Genomic DNA, 17,277 nt, shown 5'->3' with positions numbered 1-17,277 from the left:
TCAGCCTCCGTAGCGGCGCAGCCGCTGCGGGAAGATTCCCTGCGGGCGGATCATCAGGAAGGCGATCACGGTGATGCCGAAGAACAGGATGCGGTAGTCGGAGAAGGCGCGCAGCTTCTCGGGCAGCAGCGTCAGCAGGAAGGCGCCGACGATCACGCCGAGCGTGTTGTCCATGCCGCCTGCGATGACCATGGTCATGATCGTCACCGAGACCAGGAAGGTGAAGTTGTCGGGCGAGATGAAGCCGACATAGAAGGCGTAGATCGTGCCCGCAAAGCCGGCCAGGAACGCGTCCACTGCGAAGGCAAGCACCTTGTACCAGGTCGTGTTGATGCCCTGGCAGCGAGCGGCGAGCTCGTCCGCCCGCAGCGCGTTCCAGGCCAGGCCGATCCGCGAATGGTGCAGCCGCCCGGCGAACAGGATCGCCACGCCGACGAGCAGCGCCGAGAGGTAGTAGAAATTCGCCTGGGACGGCAGCGAATGCCCGAAGATCACGAGGGGCGAGGCGAAGGAGTGGCCGAAGAGCTCCGGCGCCGGGATTCCCACCAGCCCGTTGGGGCCGCCGGTAAATTCCAGATTGTTGAGGAGCTGGTGCACGACGACGCCGAAGGCGATCGTCACCAGCGCCAGATAGCTGTCCCGCGTGCGCATCGAGGGGATGCCGAGCAGAAAGCCGAAGATGGTAGCGACCACCGCCGAGGCCGGCAGCGCCAGCCAGAAGCTGACGTCCCAGTGCAGAGCGAGCAGGGCCGAGGCATAGGCGCCGATGCCGTATGAGGCGCCGGTGGCGAAGTTCGGGATGTTGGCGCTGCCGAGCTGGAAGTTCAGCGCCAATGCCAGCACGGCATAGAGCTGCGCGATGATCAGCAGATGCAGCGCATAGGAGCTGTTCTGCAGCACGAAGGGAAAGGCGAGCACGATCGCGATGCCGAGCAGCGCCGCGAAGCGCCGGTTAGCGCCGAAAGCCTGCTCGATGCCGGCCTCGATCGCCGGCAGGCGCTGCATCGCGACGAGCGCGCCGCCGAACAAAGCGAGCAGGCCGACCACCGCGCGCCAGTCGTCGACCAGCAGGAACTGGCGCAGGAAGGCGGCGCCCGCGATCTCCGTCAGCGCGACGAGCACGAGGCCACTGGCGGCGCCGAGCGTCGCGCGGGCGGGGACTGTCACATCCGTCATCGGTTCAGACCTTTTCGACGACGGTGCGGCCGAAGAGGCCGGCCGGCCGGAACACCAGCACGCCGATCACCAGCAGGAAGACGAAGACCAGGCGATAGGCCGCGCCGTTCGGCACCACCGCCTGCACCAGCGTGTCGAGGCCGGCGATCACCAGGCTGCCGATGATCGCGCCGGGCATCGAGCCCAACCCGCCGACCACCGCCGCGGAAAAGCCGATCAGCCCGACATCGATGCTGAAGTCGAAGCGGACGATGCCGGCATAGCCTGCGAAGAACAGGCCGCCGACGGCGCCGACCGCCGAGGCGATGAAGAAGGTGATCCGGAAGATCTTTCCGGGCGCGATCGAGAGCAGGCGCGCGGCGTCGCGGTCCTGCGAGACGGCCTTGATGTGAAGGCCGAGTCGGGTGTTGCCGAGCAGGAAGAAGAGCCCGCTCACACACAGCACCGAAACCGCGATTGCGACGAGGTTGAAGACCGGCACCGTCACGCCGAGCGCATTGATGCTGCCCTGGACGAGACGCGGCACCGCATGCGGATTCGAGCCGTTGGGGAAGAGATGGCGGATCAGCTCGCGCAGCACGATGCCGAGCGCGACGGTGGCGACCAGGGCCATCATCGCGGGCGCGTTGCGGAAGCGCTGGATGACGAGGAAGTCGAGCAGGATGCCGAGCAGCCCCGTCAGCGCGATGGCGAGCGCGACGGCGAGCAGCATGGTGCCCGGCGTCGCTGCCGCCCCGAGCGCCGCCGCGAAGGTCTGTATCAGCGCGAGCGCCAGGAACGGTGCGATCAACGCCACGTCGCCATGGGAGAAATGGATGATGTTCAGCACGCCGAAGAGCAGGCTGAAGCCGACCGCAATCAGGGCATAGATCGAGCCGAGCGTGATCCAGTTCAGGATCTGTTGCAGGAGCTGCTCGGCCATTCCGTTCCCCTCTTTGTCTTGGCAGTCGCCTTGTGGCCGCTTGCCCGGCTGTGCACCAGCCCGCATGCGGACAGGAGTCGTAATTTCGGAATCTCTGCTTTGATTGTCTTGAGGCAGCAGCCGGATGGGTTCGTTCCGCTCCCGGCCAGTTGCTTAGGGAAACCGGGGCCCGGGGTTCGAAATATCCGATTTGCTTCGCGTTTCCGGAACGGCGGATTGTCCCGCCGAAGCATCTTCGGGACCGGCATGGCCGACCGTTGGAGCTCGACATACATCCTGGAGGGGATCATGACTTTCAAGTTCGGCGCCGGCACCGGCTCATTTTCGGCATTGCTGCGCGCCTCGACGATCGCCGCGGCGATGGCATGGAGCGCTGCGACGGCCTACGCCCAGGAAACCGTCAAGATCGGCTTCATCGGCCCGCTGAGCGGCGGCAACGCCCAGCAAGGCCTTTCGGCCCGCAACGGCTTCCAGCTCGCCATCGATCAGGCGAACAAGGCAGGCCTGCCCTTCAAGCTGGAGGCCGTCATCCTCGACGACGCCGCCAACCCGCAGACCGGCGTCGCCGCAGCGCTGAAGCTCACCAATGATCCGCAGGTGGCAGCCGCGACCGGCCACTGGAACAGCGGCGTCGCACTGGCGACCATCCAGGTCTTCCAGCGCGCCGGTGTGCCCTTCATCGTCTGGGGCGCGATCTCGCCCAAGATCACCGAGCGGAACAACCCGATGATCTCGCGGGTCGTGACGACGCTGGTCAACACCAACGAGCCCTTGGCCAAATGGGCCGCCGAGTCGGTCGGCAAGAAGGTCGCGATCGTTTCCGATACGAGCGACTACGGCTTCGCCAACTCCCAGAACTTCTCGAGGTTCTACAAGGCCGCGGGCGGCTCCATCGTGGCCGCCGAAGCCGTGCCGGTCGGCACGACCGACTTCCGCGCTCTGCTGACCAAGGTCAAAGGCAGCGCCCCCGACGCGATCTATTTCGGCGGTGTCGTCACCGAAGCAGGGCTGGTGCGCCAGCAGATGGTCGAGCTCGGCATGGCCATACCGATGATCGGCGTCGACGGCTTCCATGACGCGGAGTTCATCAAGATCGCCGGCGCGGCTGCCGAAGGCACCGTCTCCGGCATCGTCAAGGAGAAGGGCAATCCGCAGCTGGAGAAGCTGACCAAGGATTATCAGGCTGCGAACTTCGCCGAGCCGGCGACGACCTACACCAAGAATGCCTTCGATTCCGCCAACATCCTCATCGAGGCGATCAAGAAGGCCGGCACCAAGGACAAGGCCGCCATCGCCAAGGCGATCCGTGAGACGCAGTACGACGGCGCGATGGGCCACACCAGCTTCGACGAGAACGGCCAGACCAAGCTGCCGGTCGAACTCGAGTTGCGCACGGTGAAGAACGGCGCCTGGACGACGCGCTGACAGCCCTATCCTGAGCAGCCGCTTTCGGAAGCGGGTCGGCGGACGACGCGGACCCGCTTCATTCGCATCTGGGCGCTTGGATACGCGACAATACGGCCGGCTCCTCGATGGCCGAGTCGCCTTGATAGGCCTCGATCCCGCGCTCTACGGGACGCACAGCCTTCGGCGGACGAAAGTTGCGTTGATCTGCTAGAGAACCGGAAACCTTCGGGCCTGTCAGTTGCTACTGGGCCATTCCAAGCTGGAAAGCACCGTCCGTTACCTTGGCATCGAAGTTGATGATGCCCTGATCCTGTCGGAGCAAACGGACCTATAGCTCCACCACCGCCACTGGGGGCCTCGCGCTGGACTCCCTAGCCCGCGGCTCGCCAATCTCGCCGCGGTGCTTGTGCATGTCCGCAAAGAGTCGGAAGCGGATGGAGATAGCTCGGGCTGCCAACTTCCGCTTTCGGGCTTACCTCGAATGTCGGCTCCTGGCGCATTTGGCCAGCGACCGGCCGACAATTGCACGATGTGGCCCAGCTTCGTCCGTTTCAAGCCGCAGCTGGGACCTTGGTTCAGATCCGGTTGTCCCACACCTGGAACTGGTGATCCTGGAGCATGTCCTCGATCACCTTCGACAGGACATGGGCACTTGCACGCCAAGCTCAATGATCGGCGTGCTTCTTGTCACCGAACAATTTCACCAACGGTCGGACCTGAGCGCATTCGCGAAGCGCCGGCTGCCAGAGCGAGGGCGACTATAAGAAGTAGCGCCGCAGCGAGAAACGGGATTTGCGGCGATATCTGATGTAGGGCCGCCCCGGCAAGCGGACCTATCGCCAGGCCCATTCCCTGGCCGACCACATTGAAGCCCGCAGCCTTTCCCTGGGCATCCACTCCCGCCCGCAGACTGAGTGAAGCAAGGTTGCCGGGCAGCATCAACCCGAGCGCAGCGCCGAGCAGAACGAGCGCGCCGAACAGCTCGGTGTAGCTTCGCGCGAATGCAGCCAGCAGCAGGGCCACGGCCGCCAGCAGCGCACCTGTGCCAAGCAGCGTCTCCGGCTTGAAGGCAAGCATGCGCAACACCACTCCCTGCACGATAATCATCGCCAAGGCTGTTGCCATCAGCGCCAGTCCTGCCTTGGCGATAGAGGCGTCCGACGTGAAACCGAACGCATCTTGCAGGCGGAGCGCCACGGTCTGCTGCACGATGCTGTGGGCGGATATGGAAACGAGCGTGATGGCGAAGAACGGCCAGATCCGGGAGAGATTGAGCCCGGTAGTCGGAGTGGCGGCCTCCTGATCGTCGTGCCTCGGTTCCGGGGCCATGAGTGTGACGCTCATGAGCGCCAGCCCGGCGAGACCCGAAACGAGCAGAAGGGCCAGGACCGCATCGCTGCCTCCGATGCGCCATGCAAGAGCCGACCCGATGATCGCCCCGAGTCCGTAGGCTGCGCCGAGGATGCCCATACCACCAGCGCGCGCCTCCGGCGCCGTGATGTCCGCGACATAGGCCTGAGATGCAGGGAGGAGTCCCCCAGACAGTAGCGTCTGCGCCGATCGCGCCGCGAAGAACAGGCCGAGCGCCAGGACGGCGCTTATCGTCCCGTCCAGCCGCCGCCCGACGATGAAGCCGAACGCCAAGGGAGCCAGCACCGCGCCGGCAAGGGCGATCATGATGACGGGGCGGCGTCCGATGCGCTCGCTCAGATAACCCCAGACCGGCGCCGCGATCATCAGCAAGAGCGCGGAGGCTGAAAGGATCGCTCCCGTCTGTATGTCGGTGAATCCGAGGCGGCGCCCGAGCGGTGGCAGCACGACGAGCAGAAAGGACTGGCCTGCCGCGTTGGCCATGAGGGCGAGGAACAACGCGGCCTGTGCCAGGCTATGTCGGGATGGCGGCATGGTGTCCTCGAAACGGGATATGCAGAGCGAGCTTGGAGCCTTACCGGCCGTTGCCGGAGAACCGACACGCGATCAATCGGATCCATCTCCTTCCGCGAAGCGGCGGAGCGCTCCGGGGTTGATGATGGTGATCGAGCGGTAGGTGTTGCTGAGCCATCCGGCCGCAGAGAAGCGCTTGATGGCGGCGTTGACCTGTTTGCGCGAGGCGTTCGCCATGACACCGATCTCGCTCTGGGTCAGCGGGATCGGCGCCTCTCCGATCCAGGTCGTGCGCTGAAGCACCGAAGCGATCCTGCGATCCGCCTCGGGCTTCTGGAGATCGTGGATCACGCGAAACAGGAACTCGACGTTCATCATCAGCATGACCGCGACATGGCGCACCACCGCCGGATCGCGCGCGGCCAACTGATCGAGCGCATCGAGGGGAAGATGCAGCATGGTCGTTTCGACCAGCGCCCTCAGCTCGCCGCGACGCGGCTGCCGCGTGAGAAAGCAGCCTTCGCCAGTCCAATAGCCGGGAGCGCCCAAGAGAATCAGGCGCGGCGTCGCACCCGCTGGGGCAAGGCTGATGCTGACGGTCCCCGCCACAAGCCCGTAGACCCCTCCCGCGGGATCATCGAGGCGAAACACGGTCTCGCCTGGGGCAAATTGCTGCAAGACCGAGCGCTGCAGTACCGCGGTTTGAAAGGCTTTTGGTAACAACGGCAGCCAGCCACGCTCGCCCATGATCGTATCGGCTTCAACCCGACTGATCTGCCTCATAAAAAAAGCTCCGGCATTGTCCGATTTCGGACAAATACGGATTTTGGGGTGTCTACACTAGCACGAAGGTTGCGCAGCCCCCGTTTTTCTTGGTGCTACCCATAACTTGCTGCGCTCATTGAGCAGAACGAACGGGGCGTATTGCAACGGTGTGAGGATAGATCGTGGCCGTTGGCCACGAAGTCTCGGAACAATCGAGGGAGAGGCAATGGCCATGCCGGAAAGTCAGACGCGTCGAGAGCCTGAGCTGCTAATGGTTGGCGCCTTGACTGTCATCGCCTTTCTGGCAGCGACGCCGGCTTCTGCCCTGCCGATCGCAATGCCCATCCATGATCCGGGGTTAGTGACGCCCGCCGCGACGGTGGTTCGCTCGGGCATGGTTCGAGGGCCGCGTGGCGGTGTCGCAACCGGACGTAGCGTCGTGACGACGCGCCCGGTCCGCCCGCCGCGGCCGGCCGTGCGCCCGCTGCCTCCTCCCGTCCGATGGGTCAGGCCGGCATCCTATTGGTGGCGCCCAGGCATGGCAGTCGCAACCGGCGCAGCCATCGGCTTCGTCTCCGCTGCCGCCGCCGCGAGCTGGGCCGGGTCCCCGCCGGCATCCGGTTACTGTTGGTACTACACCGACGCTGATCGGACGAAGGGGTTCTGGGATGTCTGCCCGAAATAAGCTCGTCGCCGGGCGCTGCGGCCAGCTCCTTCCAAGCCATATTAAGAGTAGGAATTCATGAAGCGGATTCTCGCCGTCTCAGCGATCCTGGCCTGCAGCCTGCCGGCAGCCGCCGCGGATCTCGCGCCTGCTGTGAAAGCCCCGTCCTCGTTCGCCCCGGTCGTCGCTCCGAGCTTCTCCTTCACCGGTTATGGCTGGGCCTCGGCCCTTCATGGGCGCGCCTCGACGCTGCCGCCGCTGCCCGCCGCCAAGGTCGACCTCAGCTTTGGTGACATCCTGAAGGACTTCAACGGCGGGCTGATGGGCGTAGCCGAGATGCGGATGGGCAACTGGGGCTTCATCGCCGACGCCATGCTCAGTCAGGTGACGTCGGGAGCAGCGCTGCCGGGGCCGTATTTCTCCAGCGTGAAGCTGCGCTCGCAGACACTCACCTTGCAGGCCACTGTCCTGTACCGGCTCTACAGTGACGCCAGCTTCGACGTCGACCTCGGCGCGGGCCTGCGCTTCTGGAATCTCGACAACCGCCTGACGATCGGCCCCGGCGCGCTGAACCTTGCCATCCAGCATTCCGAAGGGGAGAGCTGGCTCGATCCGGTGGTGGCCGCCCGCCTGGTCGCTCGCCTGGGCGGGCCATGGAGCGTGACCTTGATGGGGGATGTCGGAGGCTTTGATGCGGGCTCCCGGCTGACCTGGCAGGCGCTCGGCACGGTGAACTACCAGTGGAATGAGAACTGGCTGTTCCACGCCGGTTATCGCGCCCTGCATGTCGACTACCGCAAGGGGCGCTTCCTCTACGGCACGACCATGCACGGCCCGATCCTGGCCGCGACCTACCGGTTCTGACGGGGCTCCGGAGACGATCATGTCCGTGCTCGATATCTTCGCCTGGCTCGTCCTGGTCGTGCTGCTGTTCAGCTCGGTCACCGTCGTGGTCCTGCTTGCAATGCTTCCCGGCCTGATCGCGCGGCGGCGCGGCCACCCCTGGGCCACCGCCGTCGCCGTCGGCGGCTGGGTCACGCTTTTCCTCGGCTTCGTGCTGTGGCCCGTGGTGCTGGTCTGGGCCTATGTCGACGTGCCGTTGCGGCCGGCCGATGATGCGGAGGCCGTGCGATGATCATCGTCCTCCTCAACGTCTATCTCGTCCTGCTCTTCCTGCTGGTGAAGCTTGGGATCGTGCGCTTCAACCTGTTCTGGAAGGTCTCGCCGGTCCTCGTTCTGCTGCTCCTGCTCATCGGTCTCTTCATCCCGATGAACTGGGGCGCTCCCCAGGGCGCCGCGCTCGTCGTGCGCAACTCCGTGGCCATCGTACCATCGGTCGCGGGCGAGGTGATCGACGTTCCCGTCGAGGCGAATCAGCCGCTCAAGGAGGGAGACGTCCTGTTCAGGATCGACCCGGTGCCGTTCGAGGCCAGCGTCAAGGCGCTCAAAGCCCAGCTGACCTTTGCCGAATTGCGACTTGAACAGATGAACCAGCTCCAGAGCCGCGGCACCGGCAGGAGCTTCGATGTCGAGCAGCGCGAGGCGGAGGTTGGGCAGTTGCGCGCGCAGATCGAGGCCGCGCAATGGAACCTCGACAAGACGACTGTCCGCGCTCCGGCCGATGGTTATGTAACGAATGTCGCCCTGCGGAAGGGGGCACGGGTGGCCAGCCTGCCACTCGCCCCGGTGATGGCCTTCATCGACACATCGAAGACCATGATCGGCGTCTCGATCGATCAAAATGCCGTTCGCTATGTGAAACCGGGACAGCCCGTCGAGCTGACGTTCAAGCCACGGCCTGGCGTCGTTGTGACCGGGCGGGTCGAGAGCGTCCTGCAGGCGATCGCGACCGGTCAGGCCCAGGCTTCGGGGAGCGCGATCGCGCCCCGCGCCGTCGTTGCAGCGCCCTTCGTCGTCCGGGTCAAGCTCGATGACGCTGGCTTTGCCGACGCGCTTCCCGCAGGGGCCGTCGGCGATGCCGCGATCCTCACCGAGCGGGTCAAGCCCGCTCATCTGATCCGCCGTGTGATCCTCCGGCAGATCGCGATCGTCAACTACGTCAATCCGTTCTGAGCCGTTCGGACCTCGGCTGGGAGAATAACATCATGGCAGGCACCGTTTACATCAACAGACGGGCTCTGCTCGCGTCGGTCGCGAGCATCGGTGCGGGGAGCTTGCTCGGCCCGACCGCAAACCCGTCGGGGGCCGCGGCGAGCGAAGCCGAGACGTTGCGCGCGATCGCGAAGGAGGCGACGATCTGGGGCTTCCCGCTCGTCGATAACTACCGCATCCAGTATTCGTACTTTGCGGACCGCGGTGGCCCCGAGTTCAAGGCGCCCTGGAACGTGATCGCCAACACGGCGCGCGTCTATACGCCCGAAGACAAGGCGATCCAGACGCCGAACTCGGACACGCCCTATTCCTATATCGGCGCCGACCTGCGTGCGGAGCCGCTGGTGATCTCCGTTCCCGCGGTGGATGCCGGGCGCTACTACTCGCTGCAATTCATCGACCAGTACACCTTCAACTTCGCCTATGTCGGCAGCCGCGCTACCGGCAACGAGGCTGGCAGCTTCCTGCTCGCCGGGCCGAGCTGGAAGGGGCGCAAGCCTGCGGGCGTGAAGAGCGTGATCCGCTGCGAAACCGATTTCGCCTTCGTGCTCTATCGAACCCAACTCTTCGAGGCGGCCGACATCGAGAAGGTCAAGGCGATCCAGGCGGGCTACAAGGTGCAACCGCTCTCGCAATTCCTCGGCAAGCCGGCGCCGAAAGCAGCTCCCGCCATCGACTTTCCCAAGCCGCTGTCACCCGAGCAGCAGCGCAGCTCGGCCGAGTTCTTCCAGATCCTGAACTTCATCCTGCGCTTCTGCCCGACGCACCCTTCCGAGCGCGACTTGCGCCGACGCTTCGCACGCATCGGCGTCGGACCGGGCAAGGCGCTGCATATCGCCAAGCTCACGCCTGAACGGCGCAAGGCTCTTGAGGACGGCATGGCCGATGCCTGGAAGGCGTTCGCCGCCTTCAAGGCCGCTGAACTCGACACCGGCAAGCGCGCGCCGGCAGAGGGCTTCGGCACCCGCGCTTTCATGAAGAACGACTATATGGCCCGGATGGCGGGGACCGCGCTGGGCATCTACGGAAATTCCAAGCAAGAGGCGCTCTATCCCGTCTACTACACAGACTCCGCTGCCAAGCCGTTCGATGGCAAGAATGGCCGCTACACGATGCGGATCGATCCCACGAAGGACCTGCCTGTCAACGCCTTCTGGTCGCTCACCGTCTACGAACTGCCGCAGAGCCTGCTGTTCGCGAACCGGCTGAACCGATACCTGATCAACTCGCCCATGCTGCCTTCGCTGAAGAAGGACCCGGATGGGATGGTGACGCTCTATCTCCAGCACGAATCTCCCGGACCTAATCTCGAGGCCAATTGGCTTCCTGTGCCGCCTGGGTCGTTCTGGGCGATCCTGCGGCTTTACTGGCCCAAGCCGGAAGCGCTCGCGCAAAGCTGGAAACAGCCGCCGCTGGTCCGCGCGAACTGACGATAAAGGAAACAATCATGCGAAAGACGCTTGCCCTTTCCGCTGCGATCGTCCTCTCGGCCGTCAGCATCGCTCGAGCCCAGGCGCCCGAGCCCAAGGCAAACCCCGTGACGGTCGAGAATTTTGCTCGCGCCGAATCCGATCTCTACTTCGGAGGCATCGTCAGGAACGGGGGCTTCGGCAAGTTCGATCACACCCGCGAACCCGCGCCGCTCGACAAGCAGACGATTATCCGTCTCAACCGGGACACGCTCTACTCGTCAGCGGTGTTCGACCTCGATGCCGGGCAGGTCACGATCACGATTCCCGAAGCCGGCAAGCGCTTCGTCTCGATGCAGGTCTTCGACGAGGACCAGTACACGCACCAGGTCGCCTATAAGCCGGGCAGCTATACGCTAACGCGCGGCGCCATTGGCACTCGCTATGCCGCCGTGGCCTTCCGTACGCTGGCCGACCCGGCGAACCGGCAAGACATGGCACAGGCCCACGCCGCGCAGGACGCGATCAAGGTCGAGCAGCCGGGTGGGCCGGGCAGGTTCGAAGTGCCGGCCTGGGATCAAGCCAGTCAGAAGAAGGTCCGCGATTTGCTGATCGCTCTCAGCGATACGCTGCCTGACAAGAACCGGATGTTCGGCACCCGAGCGGAAGTCGATCCAGTGCGCTTCCTGCTGGGGGCGGCCTCCGGCTGGGGCGGCAATCCCGAGAAGGAAGCCACCTATCTCAATGTTTTTCCGGAGAAGAACGACGGCAAGACCGCCTATGGTCTGAAGGTGCCGGCGACGGTGCCGGTCGACGGCTTCTGGTCCGTCACGGTCTACAACGCGGAAGGCTTCTTCACCCCGAATGAGCTCAACGCCTACTCGCTCAACAATATCACCGCGAGGAAGAGCGCCGACGGCAGCTTCGATATCCAGTTTGGCGGGTGCGACGGCAAGATAGCCAATTGCCTGCCGATCACCAACGGTTGGAACTACATGATCCGTCTGTACCGGCCCCGTGCAGAGATCTTGAGCGGCAGCTGGGCGTTTCCGGTTGCCGCGGCGAAGTAGGTCGCATTTCGATGCCTGATCCCCGTTCTTCCTCCCCGGCCTCGACGCGGTCATTCTTCCGTCTGCTCTGCGCTGTCGGCGTCCTGTGCGGCGGAGCTTCGCATGCTGCAGCCCAGATGCGAGATGGCGTGCCCGAGCTCGCTCCCGGGGTCCCGGCAGGCTATCGGAAGAAGGAGCAGCGGCTCGCGGGCGCCGCGCTCTTGCCAGCGCCGCCGACCTCCGGCTCGGCCGCCGCGGCCTTCGATGCGCAGATGCATGCCAGAGCTGCCACACTGCGCGGCACGCCGCGTTGGCATCTGGCGATCCGCGATGCGAGCCTGGATCCGGACAAGCTGACAGGCGTTTTCGCGTGCCCCGTGGGCGTTGCAATCACGCGAAAGGATATGCCCCGGCTCTATCAGCTGTTGCAGCGGATCGCAGTCGATACGGGCCTGTCGACGGAAGACACCAAGCATCGCTACAGGGCGATCCGCCCCTTCGTCGCCTATGGCGAGACGAATTGTACGCCCGACGAGGATGCGGAATTGCGCGCGGATGGCTCCTACCCGTCGGGCCACACGGCCCTCGGCTGGGGGATGGCTCTGGCGCTCGCCACCGTCGATCCTGAAAGTGCCCAATCCGTCCTCGCGCGCGGCCGCGCCTTCGGCGAGAGCCGTATGGTCTGCAATGTGCACTGGCAGAGCGACATCATCGCTGGGCGCTTCATGGCCTCCGCGACGATTGCGCTGCTCCATGCAGTGCCGGAGTTCCGCGAGGATATCGCGATCGCGCGCGTTGAGTTGGCGGCCGCGAGACAGAGGAGCACCAAGCCAAACGAGGATTGCGAAGCGCAGGCCAAGGCTCTCGCAATTGGCCTGCCCGGCGCGCAATAGCCAAGGCTTCGACGCATACGTTCGCGAGTTCCGAGGATAGCTATCAACGAAACGCTGGGGGTATCGGCCCCGATTTATAGGTAGGGAGCTTCACCAACCCTGCGAGGAATGCCCGCTTTCGGGCGGCGAGCCAATGTCCGATTGTGGCGCAGCACGGTCGCGAGGCTGCCTGCTTCCAATGTTCTCGCAGAAGCCGGATCAGAACCGCATCTCGACGCGCCCCTTGAGGGCGTGATCGCGGGAGCGTTCGCCGATGGCGGCGGAGTAGGTCAGGCCGAGCGCGGTGGCTTGCGAGATCCGCCAGTCGAGCCCGGCTTCGGCGGTGAGGGCGTCGCGGTCGATCCTGGCGGCGAAGACCGTGGCCGGGGTGGTGCCGGCGACGAAGGCCGTCCTGGCCTGCGGGGTGAGCTCGCCAAAACCGTGGCGCCAGCCGAGCATGGCCCGGGCGAACAGCGGCATCGCCCCGATTTGCGCCTCGGCCCGCAGGCCCAGCGTGGTGAAGCCCAGCGTCTGGTCGGAGGAGAGCACGCGCAAGGCCGCCGCCCCGCCGCGCTCGGTGCCGGCATCCGTGCTGACGCGGATCAAGGCGAGTTGCGCGAAGGGCTCGAGCGCAAAGCCCTGGAAGGCGAAGCCATAGCCGAGCTCGGCGAAGCCTTGCGTCACCGAGCCCGGACGCTGCAGCCGCAGCAGGTCGCCGAAGCCGCGGATCTGAACCTGGCGGCGGATGTCGCTCTCGGACCAGGAATAGGCCGCGCCGGCGTCGAAGCGCAGGTTGCCGAAACGCGCCCCGGCATAGAGCGCGGCATGGCCGCTCTCGAGCTTACCCGAGGACAGGCGGGCATCGAGATCGAAGCGCGACTGGCTGTAGCCGCCGGCGACGCCGAGCTTCAGCGACGAGCCCGGCGCGTCATAGAGCATCAGATCGGCGCCGAGCAGCGCGCCGCCGCTGCGGCGGCTCATGCTCGCGGCGTTGCCGTCGCCATCGCTGTTGCCGGTGCTGCCGAAGGCGGTGCCCCAGAGCGCATAGCGCGGCTGCGGCACCGGCGCGGGCATCACGACGCCGCCCTTGCGGCCGGGCAGATCGGCGCTGAAGCTCGCCGCGACCTGAGCGGGCGCCTGCGTCAGCAGCGGGCCGCGCAGATGGCCGAGGATGGTGTCACGCACCAGCCGGCTCTCGTCGATCATCACCGAGACCGCCTGGGCATGGGCTTCGCCCGAGAGCAGGTCGAAGCCGGCGCGGGCTTCGGCCGCCGTCGCCGAGACCAGCGCGTCATAGACCGCATTGCCGACCCCGAGCCGCTCCGCCGCCACCGCGATGAAGCCCTGATTGCGGGTCGCGGCGATGTAATTGCCGCCCGTGCTGCCGGAACTGCTGCCCCCCGAGCTGCCACCGTTGCCCGGTCCGAACGAGGTGTCGTTGCGGGTCATGGTCAGCGTGACGTTCTGACTGTCATAAGCCAGCGACGGTGTCAGGAAGGCGAGGTTCGAGGTCACCGCCGAAAACCGGCCGGAGACCCCGCCGCTTGCCGTCAGGATGGTGTAGTTGGTCGAGGCCGCGTAATTGCCGTTCTCGGCCAGCACCTGCACCGTACCGCCGCTGATGCTGGCACTGCCGGAGGCGACGATCCTGTCGCCCTGGCCGGCGGCGTTGACCTCGACCTGGTAGGTTGAGCCTGAGGCGAAGGCGACGTTGCCCGAGACGGTCAGCGTCCCGATCGAGTTGCCGGGCGCAACCGTGCCGCCGCTGGCGACGCTCACCCCGCCGATCGTGCCGGAACCACCGAGCGTCGCCCCGCTCATCACGGTGACCGCCGAGGAGGCGAGCGATCCGTTGACCGAGAGCTTGCCGACCTCGACCGTGGTCGAGCCGACCAGCGCGCTCGTGCCTGTCAGGTCGAGATTGCCCGCACCGCGCTTGGTGAAGGAGCCGGTTCCGTTGATCGCGTTGGCGAAGCTTGCATCCGTCAACTGGTCGATGACGAGTACGCCGCTATTCATGATCTGGCCGACGCCGAAGCTGCTGGCCGAGCCGATCAGCGTGCCCTGCGCGATCAATGTTCCGCCGGAATAGGTGTTGGCGCCGGTCAGGGTCAGCGATCCGGCCCCGCGCTTCTGCACGTCGCCCATGCCCGAGATCGCGCCGGCGAAGGAGATGTCGTCCGAGCGGTTGAAGGCGAGCGTGCGGTTGTTGACGACAGCGCCTGTGATCGAGCCCGAGGTGCCGCCATCGCCGATCTGCAGGACGCCGTCGGTGATCGTGGTCCCGCCGGCATAGGTGTTTGTTCCGGTGAGCACCAGCGTACCGTTCCCGGTCTTCGCGAGGGCGCCGCTGCCGCTGATGCCACCCGACCAGGACAGGTCGGCGTCGGCCTGGAAGATGCCGCCTGCGGCATTGAGTACGACATTGCGGGTAGAGGAGAAGCTTGCCGTCGTCCTCAGCGTGCCACCGTTCAGACTCAGGCCGCCAGAGATCGCGCCGAGATTGGCATCGGCCGAAACCTGCAGCGTGCCGCCATCGATCGCCGTTCCGCCGGTGTAGCTGTTGTTGCCCGAGAGAATGAGCCTGCCGCCGCCGACCTTGACGATGGCCGTGCCGCTGCCATCGACAATGGTCGAGGCGATACTGGCGACGACGCCGTTGTCGACATTGAAGGTACCGGCCCCTCCACTCGCGGGCGCGATCGAGAGCGTGCCGCCGCTTAGCACATAGCCGCTGGTCGAGAATTGCAGCGTGTCGAAGCTCACCGTGCCTGACACGCTCACCGCACCGCCCGCGGCACCGGCGAAGATGCCAACCGAACCGCCCCAGCCCCCATTGGTGCTGCCGGTGCTGTCGGTCCAATTGGTGCCGAACGCCGACCAGGTACCGGCGCCACCGTTGACGGTGCCGTTGGCCGTGGTGTTCGCGCCGTCCCAGAATTGCATGGTCTGGCCGGTGCCGAGCACGACGAGATTGACCTGTCCCGCCACGGCCGTATCGACTTGCGCGCTGGCGATGGCGAAGCCGCCGCGGGTCGAGGTCACGCTCTGGCTGTCGAAGCTGCCGGTGAGCGTGCCGCCATAGTCGAACAGGCGATAATAGCCGGCCGCCGCAGCGCGCGCGTCGAGCGCGCCGCCGAGCGTGAGGTTGCCCGTAACTTCGACGAGGTCGTTGCCGGTGACGGGGTCGCTACCGCCGACCACTCCCGGCGTGTTCAGCTCGAAGACCGAGGTCGAGCCGCTGTTGAGCGTCAGCGATCCGACCGTCAGCGTGCCTGGGCTGTGGCCCGCCGACAGAGTGCCGTCCACGGTCACGGCCCCGGCGATGCTGCCGGCCCCGGACAGGGTCGCGCCGGCTGCGACCGTCACCGCGCCGAGTCCGGTCAGCGCGCCATCGACCCGCAACTCGCCGGCGGAAACCGTCGTGGTGCCGCCATAGCTGCTGGCCCCGCTCAGCGTCTGCCGGCCGCTGCCCTGCTTGACGATGCCGCCGGTGCCGCCGATCGAGCCGGCGAAGACCTGGTTCGTCGCATTGCCGAAGGCCAGCGTATTGGCGCCGAGCGTGATGGTGCTGCCGGCGCCGCCAGACAAGGAGCCGGTGGTCCGGTTGCCGGATGCCCCACTGATGTCGAACCCGGCGCCGGTACCGGAGAGGCTGAGGCTGCCGCTCGACGCGAGGCTGCCCGCGCCGCTCAGCGCGAGCGTGCCGTCGTTGATCCTGGTGCCGCCGGTGTAGGTGTTGGCGCCCGTCAGCGTCTGTCGGCCGCTGCCCTGTTTGACGATGCCGCCGGTGCCGCCGATCGAGCCGGCGAAGGTCTGGCTCGTCGCGTCGCCGAAGGTCAGTGTATTGGCGCCGACCCAGATGGTGCTGCCGGCGACGCCGGACAGCCCGCCGATGGTTCGGTCGCCGGATGCGCCACTGATGTCGAACTCAGCGCCCGCCGCGGCGAGGGTGAGGCGGCCGCTCGCTGCGAGGCTGCCCCCACCGCTCAGGGCGAGCATGCCGGCATTGACCGTGGTGCCGCCCGCGTAGGTATTGATGCCCGTCAAGATCAGGGTGCCCGTGCCCTCCTTATTGAGCCCACCATCGTTGCCCGAGATCGCACCACTGAAGGTGGAGCTCGCATTTTGCGAGCCAACGGTCAGACCCGCGCCGGGACCAAGCACTATCAGCCCACTGCCGCTGAGATCGTTCACCGCCAAAGAAGAGTTCAGTTGGTGCGCACCGTCTATCTGGAGATTGCTGGAGCTTTCCACTGCCGCGGGGTTGCTGGTCGTCAACGTCACGCCGGGGCGAACCTCGAGAGTACCGATGCTGGCGCCGGTGCCGGTCCAGGTGCTGTCCCCGGAGAAAATGAGGCGCGACGCTCCTGTTATACTGGTCGAAAATGTTCCTCCGCCGATCGTAAGTGGTTGTCCGGCAATGCCGATCTGGCCATTGCCCTCAAGACGGGAGATCGTGGTCGCGTCACTCGAGAGATAGACTGTCGCATTGTTGTTGATCGTGAGGGATTTAGCCTGGCTCAACACGGCGCTGAGTGAATGAACGACGACGCCACCGGGCGGTACGAGCATAGACGTCAATGTCCCGCCGTCCACGACAATATTGAGATCGATTCCTCCTGCCCCTTCCCAGCCATTGAAGTTGATATTGCCCGTATCCGAGGCCGACCCGAAATAGACAGTCGCTCCTGTCAGGAAACCGTGGAAGTAGACATTCATGGAATGTCCGGCAACCGCAGATATTCGACCGACTGACCCTGTATCCGCGATTATTCTGCTACCAAGGCTGAGATCGTCGAGAGCGCGGATATGGCCCGCCGTTCCCACGAACATAACCCTGTCGTAGGGGAATGGGTTATCAGTCGAAACTTCGGCCAGGCCTCCAATGTTGCCAACAGTTTGGGAGATCGCAAATTTACAGTCGGCGTTCTGAATTAATAGAACTAAGAACGTGAGAAGAATTCGTTCTTTGTACGTTGAGCGTTTTGATTTCGCTGATTGAGCGGTACTGCCA

The 17,277-nt window shown here is 65.4% G+C and carries 12 protein-coding genes and 1 pseudogene; 8 read left to right on the top strand and 5 right to left on the bottom strand.

Features of this window, described 5'->3' with window-relative positions; genetic code table 11:
• Complete coding sequence (locus AC1DS0_RS08865) at window positions 1-1,176, bottom strand: branched-chain amino acid ABC transporter permease (protein WP_476813992.1); 1,176 nt, start codon at window positions 1,174-1,176, stop codon at window positions 1-3.
• A gap of 4 nt (window positions 1,177-1,180) precedes the next feature.
• Window positions 1,181-2,098: a branched-chain amino acid ABC transporter permease gene (locus AC1DS0_RS08860; RefSeq protein ID WP_476813991.1), complete on the bottom strand. Its 918-nt coding sequence runs from the start codon at window positions 2,096-2,098 to the stop codon at window positions 1,181-1,183.
• A 288-nt stretch (window positions 2,099-2,386) separates the two neighbouring features.
• Here AC1DS0_RS08860 and AC1DS0_RS08855 point away from each other — a divergent pair, with 288 nt between their 5' ends.
• The gene (locus AC1DS0_RS08855; protein ID WP_476813990.1) at window positions 2,387-3,523 is read left to right on the top strand and encodes a branched-chain amino acid ABC transporter substrate-binding protein; all 1,137 of its coding nucleotides are present in this window, start codon (window positions 2,387-2,389) and stop codon (window positions 3,521-3,523) included.
• A 76-nt stretch (window positions 3,524-3,599) separates the two neighbouring features.
• Window positions 3,600-3,839 (top strand): annotated as a pseudogene (locus AC1DS0_RS08850) (site-specific integrase); the annotation flags it as partial.
• 353 nt (window positions 3,840-4,192) lie between these two features.
• On the opposite strand, the gene AC1DS0_RS08845 reads toward AC1DS0_RS08850, so the two are convergent.
• Together AC1DS0_RS08845 and AC1DS0_RS08840 are read right to left on the bottom strand one after the other, a co-directional pair.
• Window positions 4,193-5,410 (bottom strand): MFS transporter, encoded by a 1,218-nt coding sequence (locus AC1DS0_RS08845; RefSeq protein ID WP_476813989.1) that lies wholly within the window; start codon window positions 5,408-5,410, stop codon window positions 4,193-4,195.
• A 72-nt stretch (window positions 5,411-5,482) separates the two neighbouring features.
• Window positions 5,483-6,172: a Crp/Fnr family transcriptional regulator gene (locus AC1DS0_RS08840; RefSeq protein WP_476813988.1), complete on the bottom strand. Its 690-nt coding sequence runs from the start codon at window positions 6,170-6,172 to the stop codon at window positions 5,483-5,485.
• Window positions 6,173-6,896: 724 nt separating this feature from the next.
• Between AC1DS0_RS08840 and AC1DS0_RS08835 the strand changes: the two genes are divergently transcribed.
• The 6 genes from AC1DS0_RS08835 to AC1DS0_RS08810 all read left to right on the top strand — a co-directional run bounded on the left by AC1DS0_RS08835 (window position 6,897) and on the right by AC1DS0_RS08810 (window position 12,281).
• The gene (locus tag AC1DS0_RS08835; protein ID WP_476813987.1) at window positions 6,897-7,682 is read left to right on the top strand and encodes a hypothetical protein; all 786 of its coding nucleotides are present in this window, start codon (window positions 6,897-6,899) and stop codon (window positions 7,680-7,682) included.
• Window positions 7,683-7,701: 19 nt separating this feature from the next.
• Window positions 7,702-7,953, top strand: coding sequence for a DUF3302 domain-containing protein (locus tag AC1DS0_RS08830; RefSeq protein WP_476813986.1), 252 nt, complete (start codon window positions 7,702-7,704; stop codon window positions 7,951-7,953).
• Window positions 7,950-8,891 (top strand): HlyD family secretion protein, encoded by a 942-nt coding sequence (locus AC1DS0_RS08825; protein ID WP_476813985.1) that lies wholly within the window; start codon window positions 7,950-7,952, stop codon window positions 8,889-8,891. Before AC1DS0_RS08830 ends, AC1DS0_RS08825 begins: the two co-directional genes overlap by 4 nt.
• A 32-nt stretch (window positions 8,892-8,923) precedes the next feature.
• Window positions 8,924-10,360: a DUF1254 domain-containing protein gene (locus AC1DS0_RS08820; protein WP_476813984.1), complete on the top strand. Its 1,437-nt coding sequence runs from the start codon at window positions 8,924-8,926 to the stop codon at window positions 10,358-10,360.
• 17 nt (window positions 10,361-10,377) lie between these two features.
• A complete protein-coding gene (locus AC1DS0_RS08815) occupies window positions 10,378-11,409 on the top strand; it encodes a DUF1214 domain-containing protein (RefSeq protein WP_476813983.1) in 1,032 nt (343 codons plus the stop codon).
• A 128-nt stretch (window positions 11,410-11,537) separates the two neighbouring features.
• The gene (locus AC1DS0_RS08810; protein ID WP_476813982.1) at window positions 11,538-12,281 is read left to right on the top strand and encodes an acid phosphatase; all 744 of its coding nucleotides are present in this window, start codon (window positions 11,538-11,540) and stop codon (window positions 12,279-12,281) included.
• Between the two features lie 198 nt (window positions 12,282-12,479).
• Here AC1DS0_RS08810 and AC1DS0_RS08805 read toward each other — a convergent pair whose 3' ends face one another.
• Complete coding sequence (locus AC1DS0_RS08805; protein ID WP_476813981.1) at window positions 12,480-16,835, bottom strand: autotransporter domain-containing protein; 4,356 nt, start codon at window positions 16,833-16,835, stop codon at window positions 12,480-12,482.
• Window positions 16,836-17,277 lie beyond the last annotated feature (442 nt).

This window comes from Allobosea sp. P4_H5 (assembly GCF_056400825.1).
The sequence above is the reverse complement of the archived record's forward strand: the minus strand, read 5'-3'. Positions and strand labels throughout refer to the sequence as shown.

Coding starts and splice junctions, on each gene's coding strand:
- AC1DS0_RS08865 (WP_476813992.1), bottom strand. CDS start 1,176: ATGACGGATGTGACAGTCCCCGCCCGCGCGACGCTCGGCGCCGCCAGT.
- AC1DS0_RS08860 (WP_476813991.1), bottom strand. CDS start 2,098: ATGGCCGAGCAGCTCCTGCAACAGATCCTGAACTGGATCACGCTCGGC.
- AC1DS0_RS08855 (WP_476813990.1), top strand. CDS start 2,387: ATGACTTTCAAGTTCGGCGCCGGCACCGGCTCATTTTCGGCATTGCTG.
- AC1DS0_RS08845 (WP_476813989.1), bottom strand. CDS start 5,410: ATGCCGCCATCCCGACATAGCCTGGCACAGGCCGCGTTGTTCCTCGCC.
- AC1DS0_RS08840 (WP_476813988.1), bottom strand. CDS start 6,172: ATGAGGCAGATCAGTCGGGTTGAAGCCGATACGATCATGGGCGAGCGT.
- AC1DS0_RS08835 (WP_476813987.1), top strand. CDS start 6,897: ATGAAGCGGATTCTCGCCGTCTCAGCGATCCTGGCCTGCAGCCTGCCG.
- AC1DS0_RS08830 (WP_476813986.1), top strand. CDS start 7,702: ATGTCCGTGCTCGATATCTTCGCCTGGCTCGTCCTGGTCGTGCTGCTG.
- AC1DS0_RS08825 (WP_476813985.1), top strand. CDS start 7,950: ATGATCATCGTCCTCCTCAACGTCTATCTCGTCCTGCTCTTCCTGCTG.
- AC1DS0_RS08820 (WP_476813984.1), top strand. CDS start 8,924: ATGGCAGGCACCGTTTACATCAACAGACGGGCTCTGCTCGCGTCGGTC.
- AC1DS0_RS08815 (WP_476813983.1), top strand. CDS start 10,378: ATGCGAAAGACGCTTGCCCTTTCCGCTGCGATCGTCCTCTCGGCCGTC.
- AC1DS0_RS08805 (WP_476813981.1), bottom strand. CDS start 16,835: ATGCTCGTACCGCCCGGTGGCGTCGTCGTTCATTCACTCAGCGCCGTG.